Annotated in this window: 13 protein-coding genes; 2 read left to right on the top strand and 11 right to left on the bottom strand. The window is 33.5% G+C overall.

The window, feature by feature from the left end:
• The first annotated feature begins 114 nt into the window (after positions 1-114).
• Positions 115-996 (top strand): AraC family transcriptional regulator, encoded by an 882-nt coding sequence (locus EYD46_RS01230; RefSeq protein ID WP_130935235.1) that lies wholly within the window; start codon positions 115-117, stop codon positions 994-996.
• Here the strand turns inward: EYD46_RS01230 and EYD46_RS01225 are convergent.
• The 10 genes from EYD46_RS01225 to EYD46_RS01180 all read right to left on the bottom strand — a co-directional run bounded on the left by EYD46_RS01225 (position 993) and on the right by EYD46_RS01180 (position 19,133).
• The gene (locus EYD46_RS01225) at positions 993-2,909 is read right to left on the bottom strand and encodes a hypothetical protein (protein WP_130935234.1); all 1,917 of its coding nucleotides are present in this window, start codon (positions 2,907-2,909) and stop codon (positions 993-995) included. The genes EYD46_RS01230 and EYD46_RS01225 overlap by 4 nt on opposite strands.
• 128 nt (positions 2,910-3,037) lie before the next feature.
• Positions 3,038-5,503 (bottom strand): T9SS type A sorting domain-containing protein, encoded by a 2,466-nt coding sequence (locus EYD46_RS17650; protein WP_165454311.1) that lies wholly within the window; start codon positions 5,501-5,503, stop codon positions 3,038-3,040.
• A 227-nt stretch (positions 5,504-5,730) separates the two neighbouring features.
• Positions 5,731-7,740 (bottom strand): T9SS type A sorting domain-containing protein, encoded by a 2,010-nt coding sequence (locus EYD46_RS01215; RefSeq protein ID WP_130935233.1) that lies wholly within the window; start codon positions 7,738-7,740, stop codon positions 5,731-5,733.
• A 160-nt stretch (positions 7,741-7,900) separates the two neighbouring features.
• The gene (locus tag EYD46_RS01210) at positions 7,901-9,463 is read right to left on the bottom strand and encodes a T9SS type A sorting domain-containing protein (RefSeq protein WP_130935232.1); all 1,563 of its coding nucleotides are present in this window, start codon (positions 9,461-9,463) and stop codon (positions 7,901-7,903) included.
• A gap of 161 nt (positions 9,464-9,624) precedes the next feature.
• Positions 9,625-13,095 (bottom strand): glycosyl hydrolase, encoded by a 3,471-nt coding sequence (locus EYD46_RS01205; protein ID WP_130935231.1) that lies wholly within the window; start codon positions 13,093-13,095, stop codon positions 9,625-9,627.
• Between the two features lie 182 nt (positions 13,096-13,277).
• Positions 13,278-14,468, bottom strand: coding sequence for a hypothetical protein (locus EYD46_RS01200; RefSeq protein WP_130935230.1), 1,191 nt, complete (start codon positions 14,466-14,468; stop codon positions 13,278-13,280).
• 76 nt (positions 14,469-14,544) lie between these two features.
• A complete protein-coding gene (locus tag EYD46_RS01195; protein WP_130935229.1) occupies positions 14,545-15,318 on the bottom strand; it encodes an outer membrane lipoprotein-sorting protein in 774 nt (257 codons plus the stop codon).
• A gap of 43 nt (positions 15,319-15,361) precedes the next feature.
• Positions 15,362-15,955, bottom strand: coding sequence for a hypothetical protein (locus EYD46_RS01190; protein ID WP_130935228.1), 594 nt, complete (start codon positions 15,953-15,955; stop codon positions 15,362-15,364).
• 15 nt (positions 15,956-15,970) lie between these two features.
• Positions 15,971-18,325, bottom strand: coding sequence for an efflux RND transporter permease subunit (locus EYD46_RS01185; protein WP_130935227.1), 2,355 nt, complete (start codon positions 18,323-18,325; stop codon positions 15,971-15,973).
• A gap of 25 nt (positions 18,326-18,350) precedes the next feature.
• Positions 18,351-19,133, bottom strand: a complete 783-nt coding sequence (locus EYD46_RS01180; protein WP_130935226.1) for an SDR family NAD(P)-dependent oxidoreductase — start codon at positions 19,131-19,133, stop codon at positions 18,351-18,353.
• 285 nt (positions 19,134-19,418) lie between these two features.
• Between EYD46_RS01180 and EYD46_RS01175 the strand changes: the two genes are divergently transcribed.
• On the top strand, positions 19,419-19,844 hold the full coding sequence (locus EYD46_RS01175; protein WP_130935225.1) for a winged helix-turn-helix transcriptional regulator: 426 nt from the start codon (positions 19,419-19,421) through the stop codon (positions 19,842-19,844).
• Positions 19,845-19,928: 84 nt separating this feature from the next.
• Here the strand turns inward: EYD46_RS01175 and EYD46_RS01170 are convergent, their stop codons facing one another.
• Positions 19,929-20,882 (bottom strand): AraC family transcriptional regulator ligand-binding domain-containing protein, encoded by a 954-nt coding sequence (locus EYD46_RS01170; RefSeq protein ID WP_130935224.1) that lies wholly within the window; start codon positions 20,880-20,882, stop codon positions 19,929-19,931.
• Positions 20,883-20,918: the final 36 nt, after the last annotated feature.

The following is a 20,918-nucleotide window of genomic DNA, read 5'->3' as shown; positions in this document are numbered from 1 at the left end:
TGTTAAATACTGGTAAAATGCTTATTTTCTAATTAATTGTTATTGATTGTAAATTTCTTGGATAAGAATGATATTTTCAATTGACATTTTGATATATTAGTTATACAAAATGACATGAATAATTCTTATAAAAAATATCTAATCACTACTAATAAAGATAAGTCTTGGGGTTTTTTTATCAATAATTTAGGACGAAATGTTATTAAAAAGCACACATTATACCCTTCCAAAGATCATCCTGATCAATATTTTTTCACGTGGGATAGAGGACGTGTCCTTAATGAATTTCATATCGTATTAATTACTAAAGGAGAGGGTGTTTTTGAAAGTAACTCAACTGGAAAATTAAAGGTTACTGATGGTGATGTTTTCTTATTATTTCCTGAAGTTTGGCACAGGTATAGGCCTAATAAAACTAGTGGTTGGACAGAACGCTGGGTTGGTTTTTCTGGAGAAATAGCCAATCAGTTTTTAACTAATGGATTTTTTAATGCAGATGCTCCTATTATTTCTAAATGTAACAAACCTTCTGTTTTAAATTACTTTAATACCCTTTTTAAATTATTTGATGAAGAATCTTATGGTTATCAGAGGTTAGCCTCTGGAGTTTGTCTTCAATTAATGGCAGAATTACATAATATTAAAAGTGCAGGGAGCAATATAGATCAGTTAAACTCTATGGTTTCTTTAGCAAAAAGCGTCATGTATAAAAACATAAATAACACCATCAATTTAAAAGAAATCGCTACACATTTGGGAGTTAGTTATTCTAAATTTAGAATAGATTTTAAAAAACAAACTGGTATTGCTCCTTTGCAATATTATCTATTACTTAAAATTGAAAAGTCTAAAGAATTATTACTAAATACGAATAAGTCTCAAAAGGAGATTGCTTTTGAATTGGGTTTTGAATCTGACGTTTATTTCAACAGATTATTTAAACGAAAAACAGGTCTGGCTCCAGGAAAGTTTAGAAACTCTACACCCAATTTTTAACTAACTTGAATTGTTATCTCTAATCTTTCTATATCGTCTTTAAAAAACACTTCTAAAGGCAAAGCTTCTACTCCAGGAACCATGTTAAATGTTCTTTTTCCTTCTATCTCCTTGGTTTTAATAGGCGCATTGGCTTTAATAGTAACCAATCCTTCTGGTTTTTGTATTGTAATTTCATTTTTATTTACAATAGTGACCTTTTCACTATTTGGAGAAACAATAGGTAACACAAAAGATGTTGGTGTGGTAATCTTTTGAGATGTTTTTACAAAAATTGCGGTTTCGTTTGTATTGTACTCATAAGTAATATCAAATTTAGAAGCTGTTCCTTCAATTTCTTTTCTATTAACATTTTTTAGTGCAACATCTGCTACTAATTTAATAGTCCCATTTTCATCTTTAGAACTAACTGTAGCTGGTAAATCATACAAATTAGTATACCAAATCTCATCTTTATAGCTTTCTATACGTGGTGTTAAACAAATATCTTTACCAGGTTGTACTTGTTGATTGTTTTTTTCAACCATTTCATATTTTGCCATACTAGCAGCACAGATTAAACCAACTTTATTGTGGTATAAAACACCTAAAGCACCACCTGATGCTTGACGATAATCATTCTTATAATGATATTCAGCATCGTAAGCACTTACAGTTCCTCTCCAATCTCCTCTAGAAAATAGGTACACATCTAAATCTTTAAAATGCTTTACACCATCTGCTGTTGCTCTTGGTAATGCTGCATTTTTGTTTATTTCAGGTAAATGTTCCCAATGATCTAAAAGTGCTGTTAGTGGTTTTGCGTGTGTAAATGTATGATGAATACAAGGCAATACTCCTGCTGAAACATAATGAGGACCTCCATGAATTAAGCCATCTGAAGTACAGCTTTTTAAAAGTTCGGTATTTTTTACAGCTGCTGTACCAAATGCAGGATTTATGTGTGACATCATTCCAAAAGCCAATTGGCTTCCATCGCAAGTTCTACTACCCCAATAGGTCCATTTGTACATTCTGTTACCCCAACTATTGTCCCAACCTCCATCTGGCATCATAAATTCTAAATGACTATTTAACGATTTGGTTAAAATTTGAAGTAATTCTTCATCTTTGTGCTTTATGGCATACATGACCAAACTATTTAAAGTTTCTTCTACATTATAGCCTAAATCTACACCATGCAATCCTTTTTCACTTAGTTTACTTGAACTCTTTTTACATTCGCCAAACAATAAACCTTCATTTTTAGTGAAATAGGATTTTACTTCTGAAGCCAAAGTTTTACTTTTCGTCTTAAAATCATCCCTATTTAAAACGTCTCCAATTAAATCTAAACCATAAACAGCTGTTCCTGGGTAATTGATGTTGGTAAAATCGATAGTAAACGTATCATAAATGTATTGTCCTGCTGCTTCAAGACGCTTAGTCCAGGCTAAACGAGTAACTTCATCTAACACATGAGCATGATAATGCAACCCTTCAGCTAAAGCAATAGCTCCAAAAACAGTAATACCCTTCCAAGATTTTGGGTTTTTTATAACTGTCCATGAACCATCTTCTTGAGACACATTGTTTTCTGCCCATGTCATGACCAACTTAGCACCTTCAACATATTTTTCATCTCCTGTTTTATCTGCCATGTACAAAAACGGATATACGGCATCCATACAGCGTCCATGTATGTGCTCACAAGAGGGGCAATCTAACGATCCGTGTAATTCTAAGTTTGAGGGGTTGATAATTTGTTGTTTTAACATGGCATCACTCCAGTCTTTTAACAAATCGGTAATTAAACTTTTAAATTCTAAAGAATGTTCTGGGTGGCTTTTGCAGGCATTCAATAATCCTGCCATTGGCAATGATAAACCTACACCTGCTAATGTTGATAACTGAAGGAAGTTACGTCTTTTCATTTAGTAAATATTTAAACAGGTTGAATTTAAAAAGATAACTTTTATAAGCCATCCTGTTTTGTCCTGTTAAAATTAAAAAGCCAGAAACAAATTTGCTCTGGCTTTTACTTTCAATACTTTGAATATTTTTATTTAATAATTAGCTTTGTATGATAAGCTTTATTATCATCTGCAATAGCTTTCACTAAGTAAATACCTGTTTTAAAATTAGCACTTTCAACCTCCAAATCACTTCCGTTTGATTCATTTTGATAAATACGTTCTCCTAAAATGCTATAAATTTCTACACCCTTAATATTGTTTATATTTTTAAATGCAATTGTAAACCTGTCATTAGCTGGATTAGGATATATTTTTATTGAAGATGAATTTAATTTATTATCGTGTATACTTAGAGCCTGACTTGTAGATATAGCTTGCCACTTACTTCTATCATCTGTATTTGCAGAATGTGTCATTGTATTATTAGAGGCATGATATAGATATCTGTCACTAGTTCTTGTCGCAAAACTAAAACTACCATCGTTGTTTGCAATTACTCTCCAAATTTTATCCACATTAGTATTTGGTGATCCAAAATTAGTACTTACTAACCCTGGGCTAGAAGCGCCACCTGTGAATCTAATAGTTCCTCTAACTTCACTATCTATATTATAATAATCAAACCCTGGAACTTCTGCTTTAACTAGCTGCCACTCTTTGTCTGAACCCTCACCAGAATCACTAGTTATTATAGAAGACCCTGAAGATGTTAAATATTTACCTGTAGCCACATTTTTTAATCTGTAAATATCTCCTGATAAATCATTAGCATTTCGTCTAAAAACGTCTATACTAATTTCTTGAGATGATACTGTTGCATTGTTTTCATCATAAGCAATTGCTTTTATAGCATATGTTCCTTCTGTATCTGGCGTATAATTTACAATATATGGACTTGTAGTATCTTCTTCAAAAACCTGGTTGTTAATAATAAATTCTACTTTAGAAATACTTCCGTTATCATTAAAGGCTTCAGCTGAAATTTCTAATGGTTTATTTGCTTCATAACTCTCATTATTTATGGGAGAAATTAGAGATACTTGAAATGGACTATCATCTATACCCAAGTCTATAATGTGTAAATATAAAGGTCTTTGATCTCCTGTAGATTGTTCCATCATATAATAATAGAGCTTACCATTACTTACATATGCTCTACCATGACTAAATTGTTTACCTGAAGTTGCTTCATAAACTTTCCTAAAATTATTAGTACCTCCCAAAGATTGTTCTATATAAATTCTACCTGAATTTAACCTAATCATATAAATATTGTTTCCAGAGGTAAATAAACGATTCCCTCCTATAAAATCGGTAGAAGTAGTAAATTCTGTATCTCCAGCCTTTTTATAAGTATGTACATTTTTAGTAACATTATTTTCATCATCTCTTACTCTACCTATTAGATGTACATCTCCTCTTTCTGTAATTGTCCAGTCAAAACTACCAACCATATAAACTTGATTTCTTTGGGTAGTTGTTACTAAATCTCCAGGTTCATATACTAAAATTTTATCTGCATCACGAAGTGGTGTTGTAAAGCTTTCTCCTTTATAATTTTTCCATCCAGTTTCTCCACTTTGGTCATCAGAATATGCAAAGTAAAACCCATTTTGATACAAGTATCTATCATTGGTGTTTTGTGACCTTTTCTGAAAACCAATAGCTATTTTCCCTCCAACAAATTGCAATCTACCATACATTCCCCAGTTATATGGTTCACCAAAGTTTTTTGCATTTTTATCTGCAAATTTTATAAAACTTGACCAAGTTGATGTATTCGCATCATATTTAGCAAAATGATAACCTCCATTAGGACTTGATCCTTTTCTCATAGAAAAAAACAAATCTCCTTGAGTATTTAAAAAAAACTGAGGATATGTAAATTCTGAAAAAGCGTTATAATCTATAGCTCCATTTAAACTTAGATGTGTGTAATCTCCTGCACCACTATCTTCTACAAATTGGTCTAATGTAAACTCTTCGTCAGGTACATCTGCTGCATTTTTTTTAGAATAAGAATATCTAAAATAGTCATTTGCTAAACTACCATTTGTTGGTCTTGTTCTTGTGTATGCGTGCATGTCAAAAAGCAAATGTATGGTACCGTCTAAAGGGCTAACACCTATACCAATTGTATTATGAGATTCTCCTATATACCATACATTTCTAAATCCTGTATGCTTATGAGGAAACTCGATTGTTTTTTGAGTTTCTGTTTCTGTATTATAACGTGTCAACATCATATTACGATTTTCTTTACCACCTTTGTACCAAGTCATAAACACATAATGCTTGTAAGTGAATATACAATCGCCATGAGCCGATATTTGAGGTCCAAATGCATAATCATATCCTGTGCTCGAGTTTGGTGCAGTATCTGAAGAGACTTTATTACCATCAAAATGTAAGGCGATATCTGTGATTTTAACTTCTTTTTCAAATGTAACTTGCGCAGCAGCCTTTAGAGGAAGTAAAATAGCACCAAGATATAGTACTAAAACAAATATATAGTCCTTAATTAAGGTTTGTATTAACTGAAGTGGTTTCATAACAATGTCTTTTCTATTAGCTTTTTTATGATTAAAATCATTTAAAATTCAAACATATATTAGAAAAAAGCATCCCGAAGTGTCCTGATTTTAAGACAAACGGGATATTAACTCGGTGAAGCACCAATATTAGAAAAAATAAAATTGTAAGATTACCTAATTATATCATGATTCTGTAAATACTTTTTGAGAATAAGAAGTTAAACTTCTTATTCTCAAAAAGCTCTTTATTTAATAACTAGCTTAGTATGGAATACTTTATTATCTGTTGTATATGCTTTTACCAGATAAACACCCGTATTAAAAGCTGTGTTTTCAACCTCTAAGTTATTTCCATTAAATTTACTTTGATATACACGTTTTCCAAGAATATTATAAATCTCTAAGCCATCAACATTGTTAATGTTTTTTAATGCAATTGTAAACCTTTCTTTTGCTGGATTAGGATATATATTCATTGAAGGAGTTTTTAGTTCTGCTTCAGAAACACTTAAAGTTTGACTAGTTGAAATAGCTTCCCATACACTTCTAGTATCTGATTCTGGAACTATACTATGTGTAACAGTTCCATCTACCTCTTGATACAAATATCTGCCAGCAGTTCTAGATTCGAATCTGTAGGTATCGTCGACATCATTATATTCTATCGTCCAAGTTTTATCTGTATCACTTGATGGTGCTGCTGCTCCTGTACTAACAACACGATACGCACCTCCAGAAAAGCCAGCACCCGGTGCACGTAATATACCAACAGTTTCACTATCAATATTATAATACGCACCACTCTCAACGAAAGTCCAATGTGTGTTTTGAGCTTCACCTGAATTGGTCATGATAACTGGTTCAGCACTTGAACCTACAGCTGTTAGAAATTGCCCTGTGGCAACATTTCTTAATCTAAAAACGTCATCAGGAGGCGGTGTACCAGAATTATCTACAACTTCCTCTCTTTGATAGGTAGTATTTGCCCATCTTATTTGAGCGCGACCTCCTCTTACTCTGTATACTCCGTATCTTATACCTGATTCTGTACCTCTCTCTGGATCTGGAATATTAAAATTAAAAGCGTCTCCACCTATTATTGCATCGCAATAATGAATTTTCTTTGTAGCATCACTTGGATCCACCCTAAAACCAACTTCTAGTTCAAAATCAATTTCCGCATTTTTGTCTACTCTCTTTAGAAAAACAACTTCCCGACCACTACCTGATCCGCCACGTTCCAAGATACGCTCGGCATAAATATCAAATGCTACTTGCTTGTCTGCATTTATTCCTGTGCCATAAACAGGATGTGCTCTATATAAACAAATGGCAGGATCTGGTGGACCACCGCCTCCTGTATGTTTACCTTTGGCTTGCGCAATGTATGTTCCATCTTGACTAAAACTACCAGCATCGCCTACCTCTAAAATCCTAAATGTTCCCGTGAATCTTGCATAACTTCCAACACCTGTTTCTCCAGACCTAGTTAAAGAACGTTCTATTCTAGGCTGTAAGGTGTTTGGTGCATCCCAATGGTTGGAGCCAGCAGTAATATTATAAACACCCCAATCTTTCCCATTAACATTACTTTCTGAGTAATCGGAGTAACAACTTCTATCATCCGCAGTCCCCACGTTAACAGACCCTGGTATATCTACATTTCTGGTACTATTGTTTTCGAACTCACCAGAAGCTGGGCAATTTAAATCTGTGCTCGTATCTTCATCTGGAGCTATCACTACAGGGATTTCCACGAAAGGAATAAGCTCCCAATTACTTCTATCATCTGTTGCTGCAACTGAAACATGAGTTACCGTTCCATTAGCATCATGATACATAAATCTACCACTATTTCCCGATTGAAATCTATAGGTATCGTCCGTTGTATTATGTTGTATCGTCCACACTTTATCAGCATCAGCCGCTGGAGAAGCTTTAGTTGTACTAACAACTACAAAAGGGCCTCCTGGACCTCCAGAACCTGGTGCACGTAATATTCCTAAGATTTCACTATCAATGTTATAAAATGCTCCACTTTGTACAAACCTAAAATGAGTACTCGGATCTGCTTCCCCTAGATTTGTCATGGTTACTGCTGTTGCACTTGAACCTGAATCGGTTAAGAATAACCCTGTTTCTACATTTTTCAGTCTGAAGATATCATCAGAAGGTGGTGCGTCTTGAGCGGTTACAAAAAGCGAACATAACGTAAAAAAGAAAAACAATATTGATTTTAAAGTAATTTTTTCCATAGTTATTTTAGTATTTATTATACTGATATTAAAATAAATAACACGTAAAACTATTGACTGCAGATTAAAAAGGTATCCTGACCTGTCCTGCTCATTGACAACTGGACTTATAACTCAAAGAAAAAATCAATTTAACAGACAACTATATCAGATGGCTAAACTATTGTATAATCAATTTAGAATAGAATACTTTATTGTCTACTGAAAAAGCTTTAACCAAATAAACGCCTGTTTCAAATCTGGAGTTCTCAACTTCTAAAACATTACTATTTGGTAAGTTTTGATACACTCGTTTTCCTAAAATATTATAAATATCGACACGCTTCATAATATTAATATTTTTAGAGATTATAGTAAATCTATCTTGTGCTGGGTTAGGATATATTTTTATTGAAGCGAATTGTCTTTCTTGATTAGAAACACTCAATGACTCATTTTTTAAATTAGCTTTCCATTTACTTCTACTATCAGTTTCTGAAGCAAAAGAATGGGTTACATACCCAATTGTATCATGGTATAAGAATCTACCGCTACCAGATTCAAACCTAAATGTATCATCTGAGTCGTTGTAATGAATTATCCAAATTTTATCACTTGTACTTTCTGGGGAAGGTCTTTCAGTACTTAAAATAACATAAGGACCTCCTGGACCTCCAGAACCCGGTGCACGCAGTATCCCCAAGGTTTCACTATCAATATTAAAAAATGCACCACTGTTAACAAAAGTCCAATGTGTGTTTTGCGCTTCATCAGAGTTACTCATAGTAACTGGAGTAGCTGGCAATCCTGCATCGGTTAAAAATTGACCAGTAGCAACATTTTCTAAACTATAAACCCCTTCTGTTAAATCTGGATCATCATTTTCTATAGGTTCTCCTTCCACTTCCTCCATCTCGTAAGTTGTATTTGCCCACCTGATTTGAGCTCTACCGCCTTTAACCCTATAGGCACCGTATCTAATGCCTGACTGCAAACCCCTTTCTGGCTCTGGAATGTTCCAATTAAAAACTTGCCCGCCGATAACGGCATCAGCATAATGTATTTTTTTTGAAGGATTGTTTGGGTCTGCCCTAAAACCTACCTCCAATTCAACATCAGTGGGTACATCTCTGGGGATATTGGTTAAATAAGTATATTCTCTAAACCCTTCTCGGTTAACAATTTGCTCTCTATAAATATCGAAAGACACTTGTACATTACTGTTAACTCCTGTACCATATATTGGTAACGCCAAATATAAACAAATAGCAGGATCGGGTGATCCTCCGCCTCCTGTATGCTTCCCTTTGGCTTGCATGAAATAACTACCATCTTGACTTAAAAAACCTCCAGCATCTCCTACTTCAAGGATTCTAACAGTTCCTGTAAATCTTGCATAACTCCCTACGCCTGTTGTTTGAGATCTAGGTAATGAGCGCTCTATTCTAGGTTGCAAAGATTCTGGAAAATGGTTTGAACCATATGTTATGTTATATATCCCCCAAGTATTATCATAAACATTACTTTCTGAGTAATCTGCATAACAACTTCTATCATCAATAGTACCTACATTAACAGGGTTTGGTAAATCTGATGAGGTTCTAGTTTCATTTCTAAATTCATTAGATGCTGGACAGCTGAGATCTGAACTCGTATCTTCATCAGGGGCTGTTTGTGCTGTAAGACAAAGTGAAGAGATTGTAAAACCACAAAACAATAAAAATCTAAAAGTACTTTTTTTCATAGCTGCCTAAGTATGCTGTTCAAAAACAGTGAGTATTGTAAAATTCATACAAACCTATTAAAATAGTAGACTTAGCTTTAATATTTTAGTTTAATGAGCCAATATTTCGCTAAAAAACAAAACTTTAACAAATCTTACTTAAAACAACCATAAATGAATGATTAATACGTTATTTGCCTCAAAACCACAGGTCCAATTAATCCAGAAGCCTCTAGTTCAGTTTCATTTCTCTTAGGCGGATTGGTCGTCCAAGTTTTCTTTTGATCTTTTGATCTGGAGTTATCGTAAATAAGCTGATTTCTCCAGGTATTAGTTACTTTAACATTAACAGTATTTTCACCTTTCATAGCATATTCACTAATATCAAATTCAAAAGGCGGCGCCCATTTTACACCTACTTTTTTACCATTGCACCATAACTCTGCTATATTGGCAACCTTGCCTAAATCTATAACTGTTTGTTGTCCAATTTCATCTAAATTTATCGTTTTTGAATAAGTCACTGTGCCCGAATAATGTTTTACAGCCTCATTTTCAAGTGCAGTTAAAGATTTTAATTCAGAGACTTCTAAAATATTTGGAGTGTCCCAACCTCCTTCAAAAGATAGTTTCCAATTATTTTGAAGCAGTATTTCTTCAACAGAAATTTCTTTTCTTGCTTCTTTTTCATTTTGATGAAATACATACTTGCCAGGCATAGTCGCCATAAATTCGTCATCTTTCCAAGATAAGTGAGGAACAACTTCCTGCTCTTGAATTTTAGACCAACCCGTTTCAGTATTTAAAATAACTTTACTATTGTGAGTTACTTTTGAAGCCAAAGGTTTTTTATCATTTTTTGAAAACACTACGATAGCACTTCCATTTGATGATAATGGTAAGGCTACATTTGTTCTATTTTCTAAAGTTTTCCAAATTTTAGCATCTTGTTGTTCTCCCGTAAATGCATCCCAAATTTGAGGAGAAAGGTCATTTACTCTAAAACTCAACGCTAAATTTACAGGTTTATCTTCTTTTGAAGCTACAAAATAAATATGAGCATCATCTATTTCCCGATGTATCCAATTGATATCTATACCTTGAGGCACAATCACATCTGGAGCAATACTTTCTTCTTTTAGAGCTGCCTCCAGAGTTTTACCCCAATACACCTTTCCTTTACCTACTTGTTTCACACCACTTTTAGAGGTTCCCCATAGTTTATCAGAAATAGACTTAAGTTCTTTCAAATCATCTTCATCATCCATCAAACTAGGAGATTCCATAGGTTTGTTACCTAAAATTACTGCACCACCTTCAACCAAAGTTTCTAATTTCTTTAGCGTAGATAACAACATTTTCTCAGAATCTCTAAGCATAATAACTTTATAATCTCCTGCGCCCTGCACATGTATATTACCATCTCTTATACTTAGTTTATCCTGTAAAATTTCTGCATTTAAATAATCAAAACGGTAACCTTTTGGAAATTTATCTAAATCGAATGGCGGACGTTCATAATGATCGCCATAATACCAAAGTACATCAGCAACATATTCTCCTTGTTGTAATACATATTGGTTTCTACTTAAGTAATCTGTCCAATCTTTCATATAAGGCCACCAAGTTTGTTGTCTTACTAATGGAAACCCAATATGTCCACCAAAACTAGAACCCGGATAGACATCAGTTTGTGGTGTATGCGAAAACGTATGGAACACCAAATGATTAACTCCTTTGGTAAAATTATAATCGATTAAATATTTTACACTAAACGGATGTTCATTCCATTTAACACCAACTTGTGTACATGCTTCTGCTGCTAAAACTGGTTTATCATATAAATGAGCAGCAGATGCAGCATTGTAAATAGGCTTAGCATATTCATTTTGTACTGATGGTGCTCTTGGATACCAAAACTCAGTCATGGGCACATCACTAACGCCATAATATCGCATTGGGTCTACTGGTAATACTTCGCCTCCAGCACCTTCGGTATATACCTCAGCACCCATATTGTGAGCTACAGTGGCAAAATGTTTAAAGAAATTATCTATAAACACCTCATCCATAGTATGACGTAGGTCTCTTAAAAATTTGGTAGTTGTTTTTGCATCATCTACAATGTATCCCATTGTAGCAGGCAAATATGTTTTCATGCTGTAACCTCTTCGTGTTTCAAATTCAGCAAACATATCTTCAGAATTCATGGTCCAAGTTGGTACATGACTTTCCCAACTATCAATTAATAAACCATGAAGTTTTCCATCGCCAATTGGACCACCATCTTTTATTAAATTACCAATCATACCATTACGCAAATGGTTTTCTATAGCTAATTTATCTAGTTTACTAGATTCCCAACCAGTTGCTTCAGGAACTGCTGGTTTATTGGTTAATCGCATGTTTATGTGTCCAAAACGTACCACTGTCCAATCTCCCTCAGGAACTTCCCAAGTTAATTTACCTTCAGCTGTCATTTTATCTGTGATGTTGATTATGGTATTGGATTTAATGATGGTATTTTCAGCATAATCATATTGTACATCTTTTTCAAGACGCCTTAACACTTTTGCTGCTTTGGCTTCGTGGTTGTGTAATTTTGGTTTTGAACTTAATCGAATAAATTCAGGGGCTATTTTATGCTTTCCTTCAAATGTAAATACAAACTCATTGGATGTAGTTTCAGGAATTGCTAGTGTTAGGTGTTTTCGTCTATCATTCCAATTGGCATCTGGTAAATTTATGGTTGCTATTTCAGTCAATTTATTACCAATTCGAGCTTTCACCTTAAGATCCACATCTATCACTGGGTATTCCGTACCCATAATAATGTGTCTCAATTGTGGAAATTTAATAGTTCTTAATGTAACTGGGGTATCAAAAATTGTTTTTACCCAAGTATCTTGATTACTTATTTTTGAAATACCTTTAGCTCTATATTCATTTAATGGTTTATCTAATCGCGTTGATTTGCGTGTAACTATAATTTTTGAATTAGGATTAAAAATATCCTTCCAAGGCACTATTGTATTATTAGTCTGAATTTTTGATGGATTTAAAGGCGTCAAATCATCGCCTTCTGGTGTTGGAAATGCTAATACTTGAATATCTTTATAGTCATAATCTGATGTATGGTACAAAGCATCTATTTGTAAAACGTCTTCAAATTTTTGATTGCCAGAAATATGATATGTAGTCTCAACAACTTCTCGTTGTGCTTCTTCTGCTGGCACCCAGGGCCCTCCCGTCATAGACCAACCAGGGCAGTTTTGCATTGTAAATTTTAAACCTAATCGTTGGCATTCATCTGCAGCATGTCTTATCATATCTTCCCACTCTGGAGATAAAATTTTTATAGGTTTTACATTAGGGTAAAGTTTTCCTGCTTTGTTAAATAAATGAATTCCTTGTAAACCCGCTGCTTTAATAGCTTCTAAATCTAAGGTTAAACCTTCTTTACTTATATTGTTCCCATTAAGATGAAACCAAGTTTCTGGACGATACTTTTTTTCTGGAGATCTAAATCCAACGGATAAATCTTCAAGGCTAATAGAAGGAGTTATTGTAGCTGCCTCTTGGCTTGAGGAATCACAACCAAAAAATACAATATTTAAAAACAAGTATAGAATTAAGAAAAAGGAAAGTCTCATAGTAAAGTCTGTGTATCAAATAATAAGCACAACAAAATTATCTATAATTTACAAAAAACCATCCTGTATAAGCCTGTATGCTTTAACTGTGAAGTACTAAAGTTTATCTGATTAAGTCTATTTTTAAAAAGTGCAAACTTTAATAAGTTGCTAAAAGTAAAACTGTAAGTATTGTTTGAAATTTAAAAATACTTAAGGATGCTCACCCTAAGAAAACTATCTTCATGAAAATTAGAGAGTATAAACTCTTTATTATCTATATTACTAAAAAGGCGACCTTCAATCTCTAGTTTCCAGCTTTCCCCTAATCGTCTAGATGCCTCTAAACTAAAAATTTTACTACTCTTCTCAAGATCTGCAATACCTCCAATTAATATTTCAGTACTCTGTACATCGTTAAATGCAATTCTACTCCCAAAGAAAACATCATTTTGTAGCCCTGTTAGTGCCAACTTACCTCTATCGTCATAGAGGTATTCTAATAGAGCACCTACATCAAAACCTTTACTTTTTATGTTGCTAAAGGTATATTCTACACCTCCTACAAGAGCAAAAAAATCTTGGACATTACTTGTTCTATATATAGATTCTAACTTCCATAAAAAGGCATTGTTGGTAACTTGAACATCCAATCCTGTTTGGTTGATTATGGGGTAAAATGCTTCAATGTTAAAATTGGAGTTTTGAATAAATAATGGTTCTCTGCCTGTTCCATAAAAATGAGATAGACCAATATCAACGCTGCCTACAAAATGTTTCCATCTTACTGCAAAATCTTGGTGTAACTCTTCAGCACTACTTTCATAATTTAAATCGTCTTGATCTATGACTATTGGAAAGCGTAATCTTCCTTTTGTTCCAGGAAAAGTGCGTTTTCTATGATAGGGTAAATAAAAGAAATCAAATATTCCAATCTTTTTAGTAGATAAAGAAAATTGAACCATTGGCTGCCCTAGCTTTTTTTCGCCATCAAAACTTTCAACAGCATCAGTCTGGTTAATAATATCTACTAAATGATTACTTTCCGTAACCCCCCAATACACTTTTTTAAATCCTAAACTGATTTCCCAGTTCTTCTTCGATTTTTGGTAGTAGAACTCTCTAATATCCCAGTGTGTTCTTTCTTCATCAACATCCAAACGAAAAAAACCCTTAAAGTTTAGTACGTCATATCCCTTATTCCAACTTAAAGAATATTCAGGAGAAACCGCTACAGATGGAAAGTGAGTTTTTTGCCCCTGAAAAGCTACTTCATCAGGAAAGTATCTATACTCGACTTCCAATTCGAGTTCAAAATCGTCCTCAATTTTTTCTTCTTGACCAAAAATTAATGCAGTAGTAAGAATGAACAACAGATTTACTAGTAATTTCATAAAAACTTTATAATTAAAAAAGGAATCGGTTACACAAATATGTTTACCAATTCCTTATCGTCAATTAAAAAACTAATCAACCACCTATTCGTTTAAGGGCATTTTCTGTAAAATCTTCATCAGCCAATTCTATACCAAAATTGTAATCGGAAAAGAGCAAGGTTGTCTCTTTTCCATTTTGATGATTTGTCATTACCATAGTACTAGATCTCCAATGCTTATTTTTATATTGCTTATAATCTTTATGTATGAGCGTTTTTAGTAGTTCATTTTTACGATCATAGAATTCAATTTTTTCTACGCGATATCCTTTGTTTTTATTATAAGAGACCAATCTTCGTGCATATCCAGATTTTGGATCTACAGGGTCTTGTTCTACAACCAACAAACCATCTTCTTCTTCTACAAATCTATAGGTGTACTTTTCAACTTCATCGGAAGACAAATCCTCGAAGGCAAATTCACTTCCCATGAAAGGTCCCGACTTGTTACTGGAGGAAATTCGTTTTACCCTTTTTATAGATGGCAGATACAACCACTGGTCGTCGCTTCCTTCTTTATGGGTAAATGTTAATGTTGCAGTTCCCTTAACATCTCTTGGGGTATTGAAGGCCACCAATGATTTGTCGCCATCTTTAATTTGTTCCAAAATCTTATTGGTAATTTCACGTTCACTAACCTGACCGTTCTTGTTTTTAAGAATCATTTTTAGATTCACTTCTAAGCTTCCAAAACCTTCATCAGCTTTACTAGCTGCCTTTGCAATTTCTAATCCTCTTTGTTCTGGACTCTGAGCCATCACTATTGATATACTACTAACTAGTAATACGAAAACAATTAATTTTTTCATTATTATTTTTTATTCAAATTCAACATGTAATTATTCTTTTATTTTACCATTCAGGGGCTAATTGCTTTTGCAATTTCCCATAATAAGCTCCTTTGATTGTTACCCCATTTTCTGAAGTAAAACTGTAGGTTATACTAAACTCTCCATTGTCTACGTTAATCGTCATTTCGCCATCTGTAATATTTAAATCCTCATCTGTTTGGGAGTAACATTGATTATCCAATTGAAAACCATAGAAAACCTTAGAAGGAGAATATACTCCAGCATCATCTTTTATACCTGTACTATCCCTTTCAAGAGTATACTTATATAAACCAGGAGCAATCTCATCATCTAAAATCGATTTGAGTTTGATAGTAATTCCTTGAGTCATGTTTTCGACCCAAGGACACGGAATTCCTTCTTCTGGATTTGTAATCGGAACAAATTTCCCATCTATAAAATGGAGTAAAAAGTTATCTTTCTTACCTTCAATTTCATACTTTGTATAATACCCATTAGGTGTTAAATATGTTTTGCCGTTATTGATTTTAAATTCTGAAACTAGATTATTTGTTTGAGAACTATCATCATCAGAATTACATCCAATCAAAACAATGATGCATAGAAATAGATAAATTTTGAGTGCGTTTTTCATAAGCGTTTTTTTGAATTAATTTTTTGCGTTTACTAATTCTTTGTCACTACTTACTAAAATCAATAGTGATGGTAGTAGAATAAAATCGACTAATAATGCTGCAGGAATAATAAAAGTGGTTATGGTTGCCATATAACTGGTCATAGCAAAGGAAGACTGTGCTAAAATCAAAAATCCAGATAACAGCACCACCGTTGTAATTATAAGGGCTTTCCCTACAGTTTCAAAGGCATATTTAACAGCTTCGGAAGCAGTATATCCCAATTCCCTTCTCGCTCTTAAAAACTTAGAAACAAAGTGTACCGTATCATCTACAATTACGCCAAGGGTCATTCCAAATACAACTACCATACCTGTATTAACTTCTCCTAGATATAATGCCCATATCCCAAAGCCTATTGCCACTGGAGCAATATTTGGTATAATACTTAATAGTCCAATTTTGAAATGCCTAAGGGCTAACATTAGAATCAATGAAATGAGAACCATAGCAATAATGTTACCACTCATCATACTATCCGCCTGTCTCACACCAAGTTTAGAAAACATTAAAGTACTACTGGTTCCCAAGGCTTTCATTTCTTCTGACGCATTATCCTTTAACCATTTTTCTCCACGTTCTGAGAGAGCAATCAATTCTGAACTTCTTAGGTTTCTTGTAGTAACTGTAAAACGGGTTTCCGATTTATCCACATTCACTTGATTGTTCAAATCCAAACCAAAGGGCAATGACATTTCATAAAGTAATAGATATTGGGCAGCTTCTTGTCTGGAATCAGGCAATCTATAGTAAGCTTCTTTATCGCCGTGCATAGATTTATTAATGCGTCTAGCTACTTCTGTAAAGGAATTTACGTGTACAACTTTAGGTTGTTTTTCAAACCACTTTTCAAACTCTTCCAGTTTTTTAAGATACTTGGGGTTATTGATGCCGCCACTTTCCCCTGCACCAATGGAATACTCGATGTTGTAAATCCCTGTAATATTATCACTGATGTAATCACTATGAATTCTAAAATCCACGGTTTCATCGAAATACTTAATGAATTCGTCATCAAAGAAATTCCTAAAGGATAATACAGATAGGATTCCGATAACTACTAAAGAAATACCAGCCAATTTTTTTGGGTTTGCAGAAACATATTCCCCGAAACGATACAGCCAATCTTTCTTTAGATATTTAGCCGTATTACTTTGTGGTTCTCGCTGCTTAATTGGCATAATGGCAATAAAGGCAGGCAAGAATGTTAAGGAGAATACCAGTGCAGCCAAAATTCCAACGGAAACGATATTGCCCAAATCAGCAAATGGTGGTACATCCCCAAAGTTCATAGATAGAAAGCCTATAATGGTTGTGATACTTGTAATGAAAACTGGCATAAAATTCAATCGTAAACTTTCAATGATGGCCATATTTTTGGGCATTGCCTTTTTGCGAATATTGTGCAAAAAAGTTACCAGTATATGAATACTATCAGCTACTGCCAATGTTAGTACTATAGTTGGAAATGATGCCGAGGATGGTGTAAGCTTAATTCCTGTAATTCCCAGAAAACCAATGGAAACTGCAATCGAAAAGATTATAGTCAATAGCGTTACTATAGTACTAAAGAAATTACGTGTGAGAATGATTATCATGAGAATGACAATCACAAACATTATCATAGTGTACATCATGTCTTTTTGGGCGGTAGAGAACATGGCATCCTGTAGCATAACAATCCCTGAAAGATGTACATCAAACTGAGGATTTTTCTGCTTGAATTCTTCAATCATATTTCGCACAAAGGCAACGGTCTTAGAGTTTTCATCATCGTTCAACCCTGGAAAGGTTACATTTACGTTTATTGCTGTTATAGAACCATCTTTGTTAATCAACCTATTGACCAACAATGGTTCTTTCAAGGCAATCTCTCGTATCCGTTTGATATCCTCTTCCGATTTTAAACTTGTCTCATAAGATAAATCCTCAACATACAAATCATCATTATCTGCTCTGGTATGTTGAAAGTTTGTAATAGCATCCACACGACTTGAAAATGGTGTATTCCAAGCTTCAGCTGCCAACTCTTCAATAGCCATTAAGTTTTTCTTTGTAAAAATGTCTCCGTTTTTTGCTGTTAATACTATAAAAGCATTATCATCTTTAGTGTACTTTTCCTGAAGACCATCAAAGGCTAAAAGTTCAGGATTATCATCACTAAAATACGTGTGATAATCTCCATCAAATTCCATTTTACCTTGTGAAGCTATGCCAATAACTAGTAAAACACTTGCAAATAAGACAGCCCATTTGTATTTAATGATAAACTCGGCCCAGCTGATGGCAAATATGTTGAGTTTTTCTTCTGTTTTTTTTAAGGTACTCATATAATGTTGTTTGTTGGTTTTGTATTTATTCTAGGATATGTCCGCCTGAATGATTTAGTATAGTTCCTGTCATATATCCTGCAAGGTCTGATGCAGCAAGAACAATAACTTCCGCTGTTTCCTCTGTGGATGGTAGACGTTTTAGCGCCGTTTTTTGCTGTTCTATAAAGCTCTGCATCTCATCCCTCCTCATTCCCATATTTTTACCCATAGTTGTAAAAGTGTAATCAATAGTTGGAGAATCGGGCATTGCTTCAGAACGAACACCAATTACGCGTATACCATCAGCACCCCATTCTGTTGCAAGACTTTTTACCAAACCTTCGGTGGCAGCATGCGAAGCCGTAAGGGCAGCACTCCATGGAGAACCAACTTTTGCTAATGTTGAAGTGATAAAAATGATGACACCATTTTTTTGTTTTGACATAATTGGGAATGCTGCTTTTGCTGTTACAAATTGATTTGCTGTTGTGGTTTTTAATGGAATTAGAAATTGTTCAAGAGAAACATCCAACGCAGGCTTTCCATGGTTGTATAGTGCAGGATTTGATGCGCTAAGGTTAATAACGATATCTACTGCTACATTCTCACGATTAAACCACGAAAAATAACCGTTAACTTCTTCTTCATTTAAGGTATCCACCTTTCTTATTTCTCCTAAATCAGAAGATTCAATGCCTTCAACATTGATATCTGATAAATATATGTTTGCGCCGCTTTCCTTAAAAGCTCTAGCAACTTGTCTCCCCAAGGCTCCTTTAGCTCCAAAGATGAGCGCATTCTTATTTTCTAATAATTGATTTTTCATTTCTTATTCTTTGTTTTAATTATACTTCTATGGCTTCATAGCCAAATATTTTTATTAATAACCCCAACTATCCTGTAGCCTAATATTTCTTATCGATTAAAAAATTGTGCTACAGCTAACTATAAAAATCATATTGCTCCAATAAGCGCGCAATTGGTAAGTCTGTTACCATACTTTTAATTCTTGATTATTATCGTATATTTGACTGGTTGCAAAAAACAACTAGACAAATATATGTAAAACTAATTGTATTTTACAACTGGTTTTATAATAAAATTAGTTTATATGAAAAATTGTAAGTCGTATTGCCCTATTAATCAAGCTTTAGAGGTGTTTGGAGATAAGTGGACATTATTAGTAATTAGGGATATTATGTTTGATGGAAAACGATATTTTAGGGAAATGTTAGGTTCCGAAGAAAAAATAGCTAGTAATATTTTAACTGACAGACTGAATAAGTTAGAGGAATTTGGAATCTTAATTAAAACTAAAGATCCAAATCATAAGCAAAAAAACATTTATAGCTTAACAGAAAAAGGTATCGATTTAATGCCAGTTATGATTGGAGTGGCAAATTGGAGTACAAAACATAGAGAGGTATCTGAGAAAGATAAAATTCATGTTAACGAGTTAGTTGCTGGAGGACAAAAATTACAGGATAAAATGCAAGATGCTTTAAAAAAGGAATTAAAACTAGTCTCTAAAAAGTAAAGTTTATAATATTCAATAATCTCATAGTTTAGAAGTACCGAGAAAGAACAATAGTTTTAATACTATTTTTAATACCAAAAACATTTAGTTACTCCATGATTTAACGGCATGTAAATAAGCACTAGATTCTGAATACCCTAAAATGTGTGCCACATCTTTAGTTTTTAGATGTTTTTCATTAATTAAATAATTTGAAAGCTCTTCTTTTATTGTATTTACTATATCTCTAAATGAAGTACCTTCTAGTGTTAATTTACGTTGTATAGTTCTTTTACTGTATGGAAACTGCTTTTGTACTTGCTCAAAATTCGGGATTTCAGGAGCACACATATGTAATGTCATACTCCTTATTTGTGAAGAAAAAAGTTCGTTATCTTCTTTATTCGCATTAAGCATTGCTAAAAATTTTGGTAACAAAAGTTCTATTTCCTTAACCCTATTGTTGTTTATTTCCTTTTTAACAACTTCAATAGGAAGTATTAACTGGTAATTAGTATTAAAGGCAATTTCCGTTTTTAATAAATTTAAATAAGGCTGAGAATCTGTAAAAGGTAATTTTACAGATGGTTCAAACCCTGTAGGCAACATCAATTTTAGTTCTCTGTAAACAATACTTAAAACCATATCTAAAAGATTCCTTTTTATATCAAAATCAGATACTGAGCTATTTAGCTGTAAAATAAAATGTTCTGAATCCTGCTCAATAGAAGCAGAAACTAAAGGAAACTTATTATCCAAAAAGTTTTGAAGAATGTAAACTCCTTGTATAATACTAGAGGTACTCAATGATATTTCAAGAACAAGACCTAAAGCTCCCATATTAAGATAGCATCCAAAATTTAGACCACAATACTCATTATCAGCTGCCTTGATAATCTTATTGAAAATAACCATATACTCTTGGCCACTAATCATCTCCCTAGGGTCTTTAAGATTAATAATAGGATCTACTAAAATACCTTTTAAAGCATTTACATCGAGATTTTGATGAGTTGCATATTCTAATAAACTATCTAAATAAGGCGCAAAAATTTTCATAGCACTAATATAAAAAATTGGCGCAAAGTATCAATA

This window comes from Hyunsoonleella pacifica, assembly GCF_004310335.1.
GTDB lineage: Bacteria > Bacteroidota > Bacteroidia > Flavobacteriales > Flavobacteriaceae > Jejuia > Jejuia pacifica.
Note: the sequence above shows the minus strand (reverse complement) of the source record. Positions and strands in the feature narration are given on the sequence as shown.

Coding starts and splice junctions, on each gene's coding strand:
- EYD46_RS01230 (WP_130935235.1), top strand. CDS start 115: ATGAATAATTCTTATAAAAAATATCTAATCACTACTAATAAAGATAAG.
- EYD46_RS01225 (WP_130935234.1), bottom strand. CDS start 2,909: ATGAAAAGACGTAACTTCCTTCAGTTATCAACATTAGCAGGTGTAGGT.
- EYD46_RS17650 (WP_165454311.1), bottom strand. CDS start 5,503: ATGAAACCACTTCAGTTAATACAAACCTTAATTAAGGACTATATATTT.
- EYD46_RS01215 (WP_130935233.1), bottom strand. CDS start 7,740: ATGGAAAAAATTACTTTAAAATCAATATTGTTTTTCTTTTTTACGTTA.
- EYD46_RS01210 (WP_130935232.1), bottom strand. CDS start 9,463: ATGAAAAAAAGTACTTTTAGATTTTTATTGTTTTGTGGTTTTACAATC.
- EYD46_RS01205 (WP_130935231.1), bottom strand. CDS start 13,095: ATGAGACTTTCCTTTTTCTTAATTCTATACTTGTTTTTAAATATTGTA.
- EYD46_RS01200 (WP_130935230.1), bottom strand. CDS start 14,468: ATGAAATTACTAGTAAATCTGTTGTTCATTCTTACTACTGCATTAATT.
- EYD46_RS01195 (WP_130935229.1), bottom strand. CDS start 15,318: ATGAAAAAATTAATTGTTTTCGTATTACTAGTTAGTAGTATATCAATA.
- EYD46_RS01190 (WP_130935228.1), bottom strand. CDS start 15,955: ATGAAAAACGCACTCAAAATTTATCTATTTCTATGCATCATTGTTTTG.
- EYD46_RS01185 (WP_130935227.1), bottom strand. CDS start 18,325: ATGAGTACCTTAAAAAAAACAGAAGAAAAACTCAACATATTTGCCATC.
- EYD46_RS01180 (WP_130935226.1), bottom strand. CDS start 19,133: ATGAAAAATCAATTATTAGAAAATAAGAATGCGCTCATCTTTGGAGCT.
- EYD46_RS01175 (WP_130935225.1), top strand. CDS start 19,419: ATGAAAAATTGTAAGTCGTATTGCCCTATTAATCAAGCTTTAGAGGTG.
- EYD46_RS01170 (WP_130935224.1), bottom strand. CDS start 20,882: ATGAAAATTTTTGCGCCTTATTTAGATAGTTTATTAGAATATGCAACT.